Here is a 13,796-nt window from a genome sequence, read left to right as displayed (position 1 = left end):
CGCCGAGTCCTGCCGTCGGATGTCCTGGCAGCGCGAAATCGCACCACGGCAGGAGCGGGGGACCCACAGGTAAGTCGCCCCGGACCGATCTCCGGAACGGTCCAGGGCTAGGGGTGAAGCCGCGCCCACAGCGCGGCCGGGCAACTCCAGCCCGAATCCGACAGCTCACCTCGCAGGCGTGGGAGAGGACCACGTCTTCATGCTGCCCACCAACGGCACTCGTCTGTCCAGCCGCACCCGTCGCGTGATCGCCGCCCTCGGCGTCGCGGGCGTCGGCCTCACCGTCCCCTGCATCGCCTCCGGCACCGCCTCCGCCGCCACCGTCGCCACCTGGGACAAGGTCGCCCAGTGCGAGAGCGGCGGCAACTGGAGCATCAACACCGGCAACGGCTTCTACGGCGGCCTCCAGTTCACCTCCAGTACCTGGTCCGCCTTCGGCGGCACCGCCTTCGCGGCGCGCGCCGACCTGGCCACCAAGGACCAGCAGATCGCCGTCGCCGAGAAGGTCCTCGCCTCGCAGGGCCCCGGCGCCTGGCCGGTGTGCTCAGTCCAGGCCGGCCTCACCAAGGGCGGCGCCGCGGCCGCCGTCGACACCTCGGCGGGCTCCACCGCCGGCTCGACCACCGCCAAGCCCGCGCAGCCCGCGCAGAGCGCCAAGCCGGCCGCCCCGGCCGCCAAGCCCGCTCCGCAGACCCAGGCCCCGGCCGCCAAGCCCGCCGCGCCCGCCGCGCCCGCCGCGCCCGCCCAGGACGGCACGCAGGCCAGCACCGACTCCACCGCCTCCGGAAACCGGAGCGACTGGGTCCAGAAGCGCCAGCAGCAGGCCCAGAACGGCGACTACACCGTGGTCGAGGGCGACTGGCTGTCCGCGATCGCCGACCAGCACAAGGTGCAGGGCGGCTGGCAGCGGCTGTACGAGCTCAACCGCGGCACCCTGACCGAGGGTCCGGACAGCATCTACCCGGGCCAGCAGCTGTCCTTCGGCGGCAACGGCCAGGCCCAGGCCGGCCAGTCCGCCACCGGCAAGTCCGGCTCGGACTTCACCTGGTTCGACCGCTCGCAGAAGTCCGGCCAGTCCGCGAACGGCGGTGCCGTGAACGCCCAGCCGACCGCGCAGGCCCAGACCCCGGCCGCCAAGCCGTCCACCAAGCCGGCCGCCAAGCCCGCTCCGCAGACCCAGGCTCCGGCCCAGACCCAGACCCAGACCCAGACTCCGGCCGCCACCGGCAGCATGGCCGCCGCGGTCTCCTTCGCCGAGTCGAAGGTCGGTCAGGCGTACGTCTACGGCGGCACCGGCAACGGTGGCTGGGACTGCTCCGGCCTGACCCAGGCCGCGCTGCGCGCCGCGGGCGTCTCCGTCCCGCGCGTCGCCGCCGACCAGGCCGCCGCCAGCACCCACGTCTCGCTGGACAGCCTCCAGCCGGGCGACCTGCTGTTCTGGTCCAACAACGGCAAGGACTCCGGCGTCTACCACGTCGCGATCTACGTCGGCAACGGCAAGTACGTCGAGGCCGCCAACCCGAGCTCGGGCGTCCGCGAGCAGAGCATCGCCAACTGGGCCCCGGACTTCGCCGGCCGGGTCTGAGAACGGCGAACAGCCGACGGACGGCGGACGACGGATAACAGCTGACAGATAACAGATAACAGATAACAGATTTCATCATCTGTCAGCTGTCGTCCGATCGTCGACCGCCCACGCCCCCGGGGAGAGTCTGGTCGCTCCTCCCCGGGGGTTCCGGCATGCCTCCGGCCGTACCTCGTGGCAAATCCCCGCGGTGAATCCCCGTGCTGAATCCCCACGGCGAATCCCCATGGCGAAGCCCCTGCTGAATCCCCACGACGAATCCCCGTGGTGAATCCCCGCCCCAACGGGCATGCTGCTGCTCTGCACCCGAGGAGGAGTCACATGGCCCAGGTCACCGTCACCCTCGACGCGAACCTCGCGATCGACGCGATGTTGCTCTCCGGCACCAAGAACCCGCAGGACGCCGTCGAACTGGTCCTGCGCGACTACCTGGCCCGCGGCCGCCGTACCGAGACCCGTACCGGCGAGGCGGCCGACGGGCACCGACCGACCGTCGACCGCCCCACCGCCCAGGAGGGCTGACCGCCCGACGGCCCGGGCGGCCGACCGCACGCACGCACGCCGAAGGGCCCCGGGGAGCAACCGCCCTCCGGGGCCCTTCCGTCGGCCGTGACGGCCGGGTTCAGCGCGCGCAGGCCCCGGTGGACCCGCGCATCACCAGCTCCGGCTGGAACATGAACTCGCCGCGCTGGGCCGCGTTTCCGCCGACCTCCTCCAGCAGCGCGTCGACCGCCGCCGTGGCCATCGCCTCGACCGGCTGGCGGATCGTGGTCAACGGCGGCTCGGTGAAGGCGATCAGCGGCGAGTCGTCGAAGCCGACCACCGACACGTCCTGCGGCACCGACAGCCCGCGCTGCCGCACCGCCCGGATCGCCCCGAGCGCCATCATGTCGCTCCCGCAGACGATCGCCGTGCAGCCCTTGTCGAGCAGCGCGCCGGCCGCCGCGTGCCCGCCCTCCACGCTGAACAGCGTGTGGTGGACGAGGTCGTCGGCCTCCTCCCGGGAGAGTCCGAGCACCTCGCGCAGCGCGGCCGTGAAGCCCTCGATCTTGCGCAGCACCGGCACGTACCGGCGCTGACCGACGGCCAGCCCGATCCGCTCGTGCCCGAGTTCGGCCAGGTGCTGGACGGCCATCCACATCGCGGCCCGGTCGTCCGGCGAGATGAACGGCGCGTCGATCTTCTCGCTGTAGCCGTTGATCAGCACGAACGGCACCCCGCGCCCGGCCAGCCGGGCGTAGCGGTCGTGGTCGGCGGTGGTGTCGGCGTGCAGCCCGGAGACGAAGACGATGCCCGCCACGCCCCGGTCCACCAGCATCTCCACCAGTTCGTCCTCGGTGGACCCGCCCGGAGTCTGGGTGCACAGCACCGGCGTGTAGCCGTGCCGGCTGAGCACCTGCTCGATCACCTGGGCCAGCGCGGGGAAGATCGGGTTGCTCAGCTCGGGCGTGATCAGACCGATCAGCCCGGCGCTGCGCTGGCGAAGACGGGTCGGCCGCTCGTACCCGAGCACGTCGAGCGCCGCCAGCACGGTCTGCCGGGTGGCGGCGGAAACGTTCGCCTTGCCGTTGAGCACGCGGGAGACGGTGGCTTCGCTGACCCCCGCCTGCGCCGCGATGTCTGAGAGTCGCGCCGTAGTCACGGTCCCAGAGCCTATTCCAACCACGTCAGACCGCCCACCAGCCGGTGCTGTCCGGAGCGAGCACCGTCTCGCCGCCGTCCACCACGAGGTCGGCCGAGCCCAGCAGCAGCGTGCCCGGGGCGGCGATCCGCACCGGTTCGCCGGTGGTGTTCACGGTGCAGACGAAGGCGCCGCGACGGAACGCCAGGGTGCCCTCGGGGCTCTCCAGCCACTCGACGCCGGTGCCGGCGCCGAGGTCGGGCTGCGCCCGGCGGACGGCCAGCGCGCTGCGGTAGAGCTCCAGGGTGGAGGTCGGGTCGCCGGTCTGCGCCTCGACGCTCAGCCCGGCCCACTCGGCCGGCTGGGGCAGCCAGGACGGCCCGCCGGCCACCGGCCCGAAGCCGTACGGGGCCTCGGTGCCGGACCACGGGATCGGGACGCGGCAGCCGTCTCGGTAGCCGTCCTGGCCGGCCTGACGGAAGAAGGACGGGTCCTGGCGGACCTCGTCGGGCAGGTCGGTGACGTCCGGCAGGCCGAGCTCCTCGCCCTGGTAGACGTAGGCCGAGCCGGGCAGCGCGAGCATCAGCAGGGTGGCGGCGCGGGCGCGGCGCAGGCCGAGCTCGCGGTCGCCGGGGGTGCGGATCTGGGTGCCGAGGCCGGGCTCGTTGGCGAACCGGGTGGCGTGCCGGGTGACGTCGTGGTTGGAGAGCACCCAGGTGGTGGGGGCGTCGACCGGGCGCATCGAGTCGAGCGAGAGGTCGATCACCTCGCGCAGCGCGGTGGCGTCCCAACCAGTGCCCAGGTACTGGAAGTTGAAGGCCTGGTGCAGCTCGTCGGGGCGGACGTAGTTGGCGGTGCGCTGGACGGTCGGGGTCCACGCCTCGGCGACGCCGATCCGCTGCCCCGGGTACTCGTCGAGGATCTTGCGCCAGCTGCGGTAGATCTCGTGCACGCCGTCCTGGTCGAAGAACGGCATGACGTCGTTGCCGAGCAGCTTGAGCTGGTCGGCGCCGCCGAGGTCGGGCAGGCCGGGGGCCTTGACCAGGCCGTGGGCGACGTCGATGCGGAAGCCGTCCACGCCCATGTCGAGCCAGAACCGCAGGATCGAGCGGAACTCGTCGGCGACGGCCGGGTTCTCCCAGTTGAAGTCGGGCTGCTCCGGGGCGAACAGGTGCAGGTACCAGTCGCCGGGGGTGCCGTCCGGGTTCTCGCTGCGGGTCCAGGCCGGGCCGCCGAAGATGGACTCCCAGTCGTTGGGCGGCAGTTCGCCCTGCTCGCCCTTGCCGGGGCGGAAGTGGTAGCGCTCGCGCAGCGGGGAGCCGGGGCCCTCGCGCAGGGCGCGCTGGAACCACTCGTGCTGGTCCGAGGAGTGGTTGGGGACGAGGTCGACGATGATCCGCAGACCCAGGTCGTGGGCGTCCCGGATCAGGGCGTCGGCGTCCAGCAGGGTGCCGAACATCGGGTCCACCGCGCGGTAGTCGGCCACGTCGTAGCCGGCGTCCGCCTGCGGCGAGGCGTAGAACGGCGAGAGCCAGACCGCGTCCACGCCGAGGTCGCGCAGGTAGGGCAGGCGGCTGCGGATTCCGGGCAGGTCACCCATGCCGTCGCCGTTGGAGTCGGCGAAGCTGCGCGGGTACACCTGGTAGATGACCGCGTCCCGCCACCAGCCTCTGGACGCGCTGACGTTCGCCTCGTGAGCGGTGTCGGCGGCAGGCCGGGAGGTGTCGGCCAGGTTCTGGGTCATGGACGGTATCCCTTGGGGACTAGAGGAGCGGAAGGCGCTGGGACGTGGAGGCGCGCGACGAGCTGCGGTCCTGTGACGGCGTGCGGTCTTGCGACGGCGTGCGGTCTTGCGACAGCGTGCGGTCCTGTGACGACGTGGTGGCGCGCGACGACGTGGCGGCCCGTTACGACTTGGAGGCACCGGCGGTCAGGCCGGTGACCAGGTGGCGCTGCACCAGGTAGAAGAAGGCCGCGGACGGGATCGCGATCAGCACGGCGGTCGCGGCCATCAGGTTCCACTGGGCGTCGTGCTCGCTGACGAAGGTCTGGAGGCCCACGGCCAACGTGTACTTGTCGGAGCTGAGCATGAACGTGGAGGCGAACGGCACCTCGGCCCAGTAGGTGAGGAAGGAGTAGAAGGCCGCCACCGCCAGGCCCGGGCGGGCGAGCGGCAGCACCAGCCGCCAGAAGGTGCCGAACGGGCTGAGCCCGTCGACCCGGCCGGCCTCGTCGATCTCCACCGGGATGGTGTCGAAGTAGCCCTTCAGCAGCCAGGCGCAGTACGGCACGGTGGTGGTCGAGTAGACCAGGATCAGGCCGGTGTAGCTGTCCAGCAGGCCGAGTTCGGAGAGCATCGTGTACATCGGCACGATCAGCACCGCGATCGGGAACATCTGGGTGACCAGCAGCGACCACATCAGCGGCTTGTGCCCGGGGAACTTCATCCGCGAGACGGCGTAGCCGGTGGTGGCGGCGAGCATCACGCCGAACACGGTGGTGACGCCGGAGACCAGCAGGGCGTTGCCGAACCAGGTGAAGAAGTCGGTGTCGGACAGCACGTGCTGGTAGTTCGACAGCGTCAGCTTGTCGAGGATCTGGCCGGGGTGGAGGTAGTCGGTCTTGTCCGGGCCGAGCGAGACGAACAGGATCCACGCGACCGGGAAGAGCGCGATCAGGCCGGCCAGGATCAGGGTGCCGTGGGACAGCGCCCGGGCCATCGGGCTGCGCTCGCCGCGGCGGCGGACCTTGGCGGGCCGGGCGGCCGGGGCCGCGGCCGCCGGGCGGGCCGGGAGTTCGGTGGTGGTGCTCATCGGGGTTACCTGCCTTCGTGGGTCAACTGGGTCCGGGGCCTCAGCCGTTGGCCTGCTCGTTGCGGGCGAGCCAGCGCCGGTAGAAGGCGGTGAAGACGATCAGGATGGACAGCAGGATCACGCCGTAGGCGGCGGACTGCGCGTAGTCCCGGGGGATCTGGCCGAAGCCGAGCCGGTACGCCCAGGTGACCAGCAGCTGGGCGTCGGGGGCGCCGGTGCCGAACAGCAGGAAGATCACGTTGAACTGGTTGAACGTCCAGATCACGCCGAGCAGCACGACCGTGGAGGAGACGGAGCGCAGCCCCGGCAGGGTGACGTACCGGAAGCGCTGCCAGGCGGTGGCGCCGTCCATCTCCGCGGCCTCGTACAGCTCGGCCGGGATCGACTGGAGGCCGCCGAGCAGCGAGATCATCATGAACGGCACACCGGCCCAGGTGTTCACCATGATCGCGGCCGCCTTCTGCGCCCACGGGTCGGTGAGCCAGCCGGGCTCGGGCAGGTGCAGGAAGGAGAGGATGTTGTTGACGACGCCGCCGTCGGCGAGCATCAGGCGCCAGGAGAAGACGGTGACGAAGGTCGGTACGGCCCAGGGCAGGATGAGCAGCATCCGGTAGGCGGCGCGGCCGCGCAGCTTCTGGTTGAGCAGAAGGGCCAGGCCGAGGCCGAGGGTGTAGTGCAGGCAGACGCAGACGGCCGTCCAGGCGATGGTCCAGACGAAGTGCGACCAGAAGCGGTCGTACGAGCCGGGGCCCCACAGGATGTCGGCGTAGTTGTGGAAGCCGACGAACTCGTAGCTCGCCGGGATCTCGTTGACGCCGATCTTGCGGGCGACGTTGAGGCTGTTGGCGTCGGTGAGGGTGAGCCAGATGCCCTCGGCGAGCGGGTAGAGCACCAGCGCACCGAGCACCAGTACGACCGGGGCGATCATCGCGTAGGCGTACCAGTGCTTGGCGTAGGAGCGCTTGACGCGTTCCAGCAGGCCCGGACGCTGCTCGCGTTCCCGGTTGCCCTTGCCGGTGGCGCCCTGCACGGCGACTGACATCGTTTGCACCTTCTCGGGGGGAATTCTCGGGGGGAGCCGACGGCCCGGTCCGCAGTGGGCGACGGGCGTCGCGGGGCGGGTGGCGACGGGCCGCGGACAGCGAACGGATGACAGCTGACAGATGATGAAATCTGTTATCCGTCATTCGTTCGCCGTCGCGCGGTCACCGCCACCCGCCCGCTGTCATCCGTCGACCGGCGGGCCGGGCACAGGGACTACTTGGCGAAGCCCGGCAGGAGCTTGGCGTAGTCGGTGGAGACGGTGTTCAGCGCGTCCTGGGTGCTGGTGCCCTGGACGGCCTTGCCCAGGTTGGTGCCCAGCGAGGCGAACAGCGAGCTGTACTCGGGCAGCTCGGGGCGCGGCTTGGCGCTGCTCAGCACGGCCTGGAAGCCGGCGATGCCCGGGTCGGCCTTGACGTCCGCGGTGAAGGCGTCGGAGCGGGTGGGCAGGGTGGAGTTCTTCTGCGCGATGAACGCCTGGCTCTCGGCCGAGGTCATGAAGGCGGCGAACTTCTCCGCGGCGGCCTTGTGGGCCTTGTCGGCGCCCGCGTAGACCGAGATGTTGTGGCCGCCGGTGGGAGCGCCACCCTTGCCGCCGGAGCCACCGGGGACGGCGGCGATGCCGAGGTTGTTCTTGTCGGCGAAGGCCGAACCCTTGTAGATGTTGGTGATCTCCCACGGGCCCTGGACGATCGCCGCGACCTTGCCGCTGTTGAAGGCGTCCATCATGTGCGCATAGGCGTCGGTGGTGACGTCGGCCTTGACGGTGCCCGGCGCGGTGAACATCGACTTGTAGGTCTCGACGGCCTTGACGGCCTCCGGCGAGGCGACGGTGATCTTCTTGCCCGCGGCGTCGACGGTGTCGGTGCCCTCGCCGAACAGGAACGGCATCGCGTAGTAGCCGTCGGCGGCCTTCAGCCAGAAGCCGTCCACCCCGGCCTTCTCCTTGACGGCGGCGGCGTCGGTCTTCAGGTCGTCCCAGGTCTTCGGCGCCTCGGTAATGCCGGCCTTGGTGAACAGCTCCTTGTTGTAGAGCAGGCCGAGGGTGTCGGTCACCAGCGGCACGCCGTACAGCTTGCCCTCGTACTTGGCCTGCTGGATCAGGCTCGGCTGGAAGGCGGAGGTGTCCGCGGCGGCCGGGGTGCCGTCCAGCGGCTCCAGGTAGCCGGCCTTGGCGAAGGCGGCGGTCCAGCCGACCTCGGAGCGGAACACGTCCGGAGCACCCTTGGCACCCATCGCGGTCTGGAGCTTGTTCTGCGCCTGGTCGAACGGCACGTTGACGAAGTCGACCTTGACGTTCGGGTTCGCAGCCTCGAACTTCTTGACGAGCTCCTGGTAGTTCGGCGCCTCGTTGGTGGCGTTCGAGGTGTCCCAGTACGTGAGGGTGACCGGCCCGTCGGCCTTGCCGTCGGAGCTGGAGCCGCTGCTGCTACAGGCAGCCATCGAGACCGCGAGGGCCACAACGAGGGCAGAGGCCGCGATGCCACGCCGCATGAGAACTCCTTGGGAGGGTGGGGGTGCCCGAGATGTTCGGAGACAGGCGCATAATGGCTGCCTCGTACCGACCGCACCGTTGCTGCCGTCGGGCTCGGGAAGGAAGTTAACAGCGGTGCAAGATCGACGGAAAGTCCTTGCAGCAAGTTTCTGCAAGAAACCGCGATCGTTACGCCCGCGTGTCCTGGACGTTGCCGCTCGGTAGTTGACGGCCGCACCGATTGCCCGAGTTTGCCCGATTCCCCCCTCTGCTGACTGGCCGACGGCACCACCGTGCGTGGCCGAAAGCGGCCTGCAGCAGACTGGACGCATGCGAATCAGAGCCGTCACCAGGGACGAACTTCCACTGCTCGCCGAACTGGAGCGGGCCGCCGGCGCACCGTTCGCCGCGATCGGCATGCCGGAGATCGCCGAGGACGAACCCCCGGCGCCGGAGGAGCTGGCGCACTACCTGGAGCAGGGCACCGCCCTGGTCGCCGAGGCCCCCGACGGGACCGTCGCCGGCTACCTGCTCGCCGAGCCGGTGGACGGCGCGCTGCACATCGAACAGGTCTCCGTGCACCCCGACCACGCCCGCCGCGGCATCGGCCGGGCACTGATCGAGCACCTCGCCGAGACCACCGACGCCCCCGCGCTCACCCTCACCACCTTCGCCGAGGTCCCCTGGAACGCCCCCTACTACGCCCGCTGCGGTTTCCGTCCGCTGGCCGGGGAGGAAGTCACCCCCGGCCTGCGCGAGATCCGCCGCAAGGAGGCCGAACACGGTCTGGACCGCTGGCCCCGGCTCTGCATGCGCCGGGACCTCGCGAAGCCTTAGCGCGCCGGGGCGCCGCCGGCCGGGGACCGCCCGCTAGTTGGTCCCCAGCCGGAGCACGGTCGTCGAGCGGAACTCCTCCCCCGGCCGCAGCTCCGTGCTGGGGAACGCCGGGTGGTGCGGGGAGTCCGGGAAGTGCTGGGTCTCCAGCGCGATCCCGGCGAACGGCCCGTACGGGACGCCGCGCGCGCCGGTGACCGCGCCCTGGAACTTGTTCGCCGTGTAGACCTGCACGCCCGGCTCGGTGGTCAGCACCTCCAGGGTGCGGCCGCTGACCGGGTCCTCCAGCAGCGCGGCCCGCGCCGGGCTGCCGTCCCCCGGCCGGGCGCGCAGCACCCAGTTGTGGTCGTAGCCGCCGGGCCCGGTCAGCTGGGGGTGCTCGTCGTGCACCGACTTGCCGATCGGCGTGGCCACCGTGAAGTCGAAGGGCGTGCCGGCCACCGGCTCGGTCCGGCCGTACGGGATCTGCCGCTCGTCGGCGGGGGTGTACGCGTCGGCGTCCAGGGTGAGCAGGTGACCGAGGACGTCGCCGCTGCCTTCACCCGAGAGGTTGAAGTACGCGTGGTTGGTGAGGTTGACGACGGTCGGCTTGCTGGTGACGGCGCGGTAGGCGATCAGCAGCTCGCCGGAGGCGTCCAGGGTGTAGGTGACGGTGACGTCCAGCGCGCCCGGGAAGCCCTGGTCGCCGTCCGGGCTGTGCAGCGCCAGCCGCACGCCGCCGCCGACCGGCTCGGCCTCCCACATCCGGTGCGCGAAGCCGTCCGGCCCGCCGTGGAGGGTCATGCCGCCCCCCGTGGGGGCGAGCTGGTGCTCCTCGCCGTCGATGGTGACCGACGAGCCGTCGATCCGGTTGGCGTACCGGCCCACCACCGTGCCGTAGTGCCGGGCCGGGCCGAGGATCTCGGACAACCGGTCGGTGGCCAGCAGCAGTTGGGCGGAGCGGCCGGAGCGGTCCGGTGCGCTCAGGGTGTGCAGGGTCGCGCCGAGGGTGAGCACGCTCGCCTCGTACGGGCCCGCCGTGAGCGTCCAGCGCTCGATCGCGGCGCCCGCGCCCGAGGGCTCCAGGGGTTCCTGCCGCACGCTGGTGGCCTCGCTCGCCATGGGCCTGCTCCTCACTCGCGGCCGGGTCGCACCGCGGCCGCCCGGTTCCGGGTCCGTCGAGGGGTCGCCGCGGCAGCCCCGTGTCCCGTCAGCCTAGCGACGGCGGCGGCCGAGGGGGCGCTTCCGCGAACCCACGCGCCGCCTCCCGCGCCGCCGTCCACCATCTGGCGCCCCCTACGACCGCCGGGCACCCCACCGCGCACGGGGCACCGGCCACGACCACCGGGGCGCCACGACCGACCCCGGGGGCCGCTCCTAGCCGTCCAGCTCCTCCAGCCGGCCCGCGTCCCGCTGCTGCTGCGGCAGACCGAGCGCCGAGGCCAGGCCGTCCGGCCCGCTGCCCGCCTTGCGGTAGACCGCCGCCAGCCGACGGTTGACCAGCCCGAGCGGCACCCCGAGCTCGTCGGCGATCCGCTGCGGCGGCACGCCCTGCACGGCCCGCTTGGCGACCTCCCACTCCGCGCTGCTGAGCGTCTCCAGGGTGTCCCGGAAGTCGCGCAGCCCCAGCCGGTTGGGCCGCAGGCCGTAGTTGGCCAGCTCCCGCCGGGCCCGGTCGACCAGCCCCTCCGCGGAACAGTGCTGAGCCAGTTCGATGCCCTGGTACAGGTACTCCTGGGCGTCCTCCAGCCGCCCGACCCGGCGCAGCGCGGCGCCGAGGTCGACCAGGGCGACGGCGTGCTCGTAACCGGCCGGGGACTGCCCGAGGTACGCCACGGCGTCCTCCAGCAGTTCGACCGCCGCCTGGCCGTCCTCGATCCGGGCCTGCAAGCGCAGCGCACTTCCGATCGCCGAGGCGGTGCCGAAGTTGCGTGCGTCCCGGACCGCCCGCTGGGCGTAGTCGCGGGCACGCTCGGGCTCGTCGTCCGCGATCGCGATGGCGAGGTGGCCGGCCCAGGGCGCCCAGACGGTGTTGTGCCAGCCGCGGACCTCCAGTTGGGCGCCCGCCTCGGTGAGCGCGGCGGCCGCGCCCGCGTACTTCTCCTTGGCGACCAGCAGCTTGCCGTACAGCGAGGCCGCGTCCGGCAGCACCATGGCCGTCGCGTGGTACGGCGGGTGGAAGCCGAACTCGTTGGCCAGCTTCCAGGCCTCGTCGACCCGGCCGCGGGCGATCAGGGTGTCGACGAGCACGCCGATCGCGTCCCACGCCAGCGGCAGCTTCTCCCCGATCCGCTCGGAGATGCGGTACGCCCGGCGCAGGAAGTCCTCGGCCTCGGCGAGCAGGCCGCGGCGGAACCGGGCCAGGCCCATCAGGAAGTAGGCGAAGCCCCGGTGGGCACCGCTCCACCCGGCGATCTCGAACTGGATGATGGCGTCCGCGGCCAGCCGTTCGGCCTGGGCGATGCGGTCGTTGTAGATGTACGTCAGGCCGAGCATCGAGGGCAGTTCGAAGCCCCAGGTGGTGTCGGTCCAGCCGAGGCCCTTGGGCAGCCGGCCGCCGTCGAGGACCTCGTCGGCGAGCGCGAGCGCATCGGCGGAGGCGGCGCCGCGCAGGGTGAGGTCCCAGGCGCGCATGGCGAGCACGGCCCGGTCGGCCGCCTCCCGCCCGCTCAGGCCCCGGCACATCTCGCCGAGCCGGGCGGAGCGGCCCGGGCCGTCCTCCTCGGACTTGCGGAAGGCGTGCCACATGAACGAGGCGGCCTGGAGCCGCTGGCGCCCGGCCGGTTCGGTGGTCCTCAGGGCTTCTTCCTGGCAGACCAGGGCCGCCTGGCCCAGTTCACCGGCGTGGGCGAGCACCTCGGAGAGCCGGAAGGTGGCGTCCACGCGCAGGGCGGGGCGCAGCGGCACCTCGTCGGGGTCGAGGGCCAGTTTGAGCTGGTTGACGGTGGCGACGGGGTCGGTGAGCAGCGCGGAGCACCCGAGTTCGTAGAGCACCTCGGCCTTGATCTCGTCGGCGGGCGGCTCGTTGAGCGCGCGGTGCAGACAACGCTGGGCCGCCTCGGGGGCGCCGATCAGCTGGTGTTCGACGGCGGCGCGGCGCAGCTTCTTGACGATCCGGTCGTCGCCCTCGCCGGAGTGGGTCTCGACCAGGTGGCGGGAGGCGGCGAGCAGGCCGAGTCCGGCGTTCTCGATCTCGGCGGCGGCGATGCCGTGCATGCCGAGGCGGGTGGCGTCCGGCATGGTGTTGTAGATGGAGCTGGCGATCAGCGGGTGGACGAACTCCAGGTTCCCGTTGGGGGTCTGGGTCAGCACGCGCTGCTTGCGCAGCCGCTTGATGGAGTCGCGGGCGCCCTCGGTGCTCTGGGTGGAGATCCGGGTGGCGAGGTCGACCCGGATGTCGGTGCCCAGCATCGCGCAGGCCCAGGCGAAGCGCAGGGTGCTGGCGCCGAGCCGGTCCAGCCAGCTCTTGAGGGTCATCCCGGCGGCGTCGACGGCGAGTTCGCGCAGCTGCCGGGAGTTCTCCTCGACCGGTTCGAGTTCCTGCTCGCGCACCTGGTCGAGCAGGGCGTTGGCCTCGAACGGGTTGCCGTTGACGACGTTCCAGAACTCGTAGCAGAAGGCGTCCTCGGCCCTGTCGCCGAGCTCGGCGCGGATCATGTCGGTGACGGAGCTGAGGGTGAGCCGGTTGAGCTCGTGCTTGCGACCCTTGAGGAGGAGGACGTCCCGCCGGAAGTCCTGGGTCTCGATGGGCCAGTCGTTCTCGTCCTCCCGGAAGGCGAAGACGAGCAGTACGGGAAGTTCACTCGATCGGATGGCGAACTTGGTCAGCCAGGAGAGTGACTCGCCGTCCGCCCAGTGCAGGTCGTCGACGATCATCACCATCGGCGCGCGGCGCGGCGCGAGCTGGGTGAGGACGTAGTCGAGGCCGTCGCGCACGCCCTGCGGGTCGAGGCGGCGGGCGCCGGCCTTGGGCTGCTTGAGGCCCATGGCCGGTCCCACGACCTCCTCCCAGGTGCCCATGACCTGGCTGAAGACCTCGGGCTTCAGGTCGGTGAGCACGGGCTGGAGCAGCTGGCGCAGGACGTGGTACGGCTCCTTGAACTGCCGTTCACCGCCTCGGGCGAACAGCACGGTGGCGCCGTCGCGGAGCTTGGCGAGCCGCCTGACCTCGTGCAGCAGACTGGTCTTGCCGATGCCGGGGCGACCCGAGAAGGTGAGCAGGTCGCCGATCTCGGTGCCGCCGGCGGCGAAGCCGCGGCAGAGCCGGTCGACAGCGGCCTCCACCGAGCGCAGTTCGGCGTCGCGGTCGCGCAACCGGACCCGGGGCGCGATGCCGTCGCCGTCGTGGGCGGAACCACCGCCCGCCCGAAGTGCGTTCTCCTGCTCGGTCACCGTCGTGCCTCCGCCTCGCCCGCTGCGTCACAGCTCCATCACTGCGTGGAGCCGAGG

At 71.7% G+C, this 13,796-nt stretch carries 10 protein-coding genes and 1 riboswitch; of the genes, 3 read left to right on the top strand and 7 right to left on the bottom strand.

Annotation, left to right across the window (positions count from 1 at the left end):
- Positions 1–21 precede the first annotated feature (21 nt).
- A riboswitch (cyclic di-AMP (ydaO/yuaA leader) is annotated at positions 22–192 on the top strand.
- A complete protein-coding gene (locus tag ACFVHV_RS04980; RefSeq protein WP_380348828.1) occupies positions 179–1,585 on the top strand; it encodes a transglycosylase family protein in 1,407 nt (468 codons plus the stop codon). (Overlaps the previous riboswitch by 14 nt.)
- Positions 1,586–1,906: 321 nt before the next feature.
- The gene (locus tag ACFVHV_RS04975) at positions 1,907–2,107 is read left to right on the top strand and encodes a hypothetical protein (RefSeq protein WP_359911715.1); all 201 of its coding nucleotides are present in this window, start codon (positions 1,907–1,909) and stop codon (positions 2,105–2,107) included.
- Between the two features lie 100 nt (positions 2,108–2,207).
- Here the strand turns inward: ACFVHV_RS04975 and ACFVHV_RS04970 are convergent, their stop codons facing one another.
- The 5 genes from ACFVHV_RS04970 to ACFVHV_RS04950 form a co-directional block, all read right to left on the bottom strand.
- Complete coding sequence (locus tag ACFVHV_RS04970) at positions 2,208–3,227, bottom strand: LacI family DNA-binding transcriptional regulator (protein ID WP_359911712.1); 1,020 nt, start codon at positions 3,225–3,227, stop codon at positions 2,208–2,210.
- A gap of 25 nt (positions 3,228–3,252) precedes the next feature.
- A complete protein-coding gene (locus tag ACFVHV_RS04965) occupies positions 3,253–4,950 on the bottom strand; it encodes a glycoside hydrolase family 13 protein (RefSeq protein ID WP_359911709.1) in 1,698 nt (565 codons plus the stop codon).
- Between the two features lie 163 nt (positions 4,951–5,113).
- A complete protein-coding gene (locus ACFVHV_RS04960; protein WP_359911706.1) occupies positions 5,114–6,019 on the bottom strand; it encodes a carbohydrate ABC transporter permease in 906 nt (301 codons plus the stop codon).
- Between the two features lie 40 nt (positions 6,020–6,059).
- A complete protein-coding gene (locus ACFVHV_RS04955) occupies positions 6,060–7,061 on the bottom strand; it encodes a sugar ABC transporter permease (protein ID WP_359911703.1) in 1,002 nt (333 codons plus the stop codon).
- Between the two features lie 215 nt (positions 7,062–7,276).
- Positions 7,277–8,554, bottom strand: coding sequence for an extracellular solute-binding protein (locus ACFVHV_RS04950; protein WP_380348824.1), 1,278 nt, complete (start codon positions 8,552–8,554; stop codon positions 7,277–7,279).
- 310 nt (positions 8,555–8,864) lie between these two features.
- On the opposite strand from ACFVHV_RS04950, the gene ACFVHV_RS04945 reads away from it, so the two are divergent.
- Positions 8,865–9,371 (top strand): GNAT family N-acetyltransferase, encoded by a 507-nt coding sequence (locus tag ACFVHV_RS04945; RefSeq protein WP_359911697.1) that lies wholly within the window; start codon positions 8,865–8,867, stop codon positions 9,369–9,371.
- A gap of 33 nt (positions 9,372–9,404) precedes the next feature.
- Here ACFVHV_RS04945 and ACFVHV_RS04940 read toward each other — a convergent pair whose 3' ends face one another.
- Both ACFVHV_RS04940 and ACFVHV_RS04935 read right to left on the bottom strand, forming a co-directional pair.
- The gene (locus ACFVHV_RS04940) at positions 9,405–10,469 is read right to left on the bottom strand and encodes an aldose epimerase family protein (RefSeq protein ID WP_380348822.1); all 1,065 of its coding nucleotides are present in this window, start codon (positions 10,467–10,469) and stop codon (positions 9,405–9,407) included.
- Positions 10,470–10,724: 255 nt separating this feature from the next.
- The gene (locus ACFVHV_RS04935; protein ID WP_359911691.1) at positions 10,725–13,739 is read right to left on the bottom strand and encodes an AAA family ATPase; all 3,015 of its coding nucleotides are present in this window, start codon (positions 13,737–13,739) and stop codon (positions 10,725–10,727) included.
- Positions 13,740–13,796: the final 57 nt, after the last annotated feature.

It is taken from the genome of Kitasatospora sp. NPDC127116 (genome assembly GCF_042677365.1).
Taxonomy (GTDB): domain Bacteria; phylum Actinomycetota; class Actinomycetes; order Streptomycetales; family Streptomycetaceae; genus Kitasatospora; species Kitasatospora lactacystinica.
The sequence above is the reverse complement of the archived record's forward strand: the minus strand, read 5'-3'. Positions and strand labels throughout refer to the sequence as shown.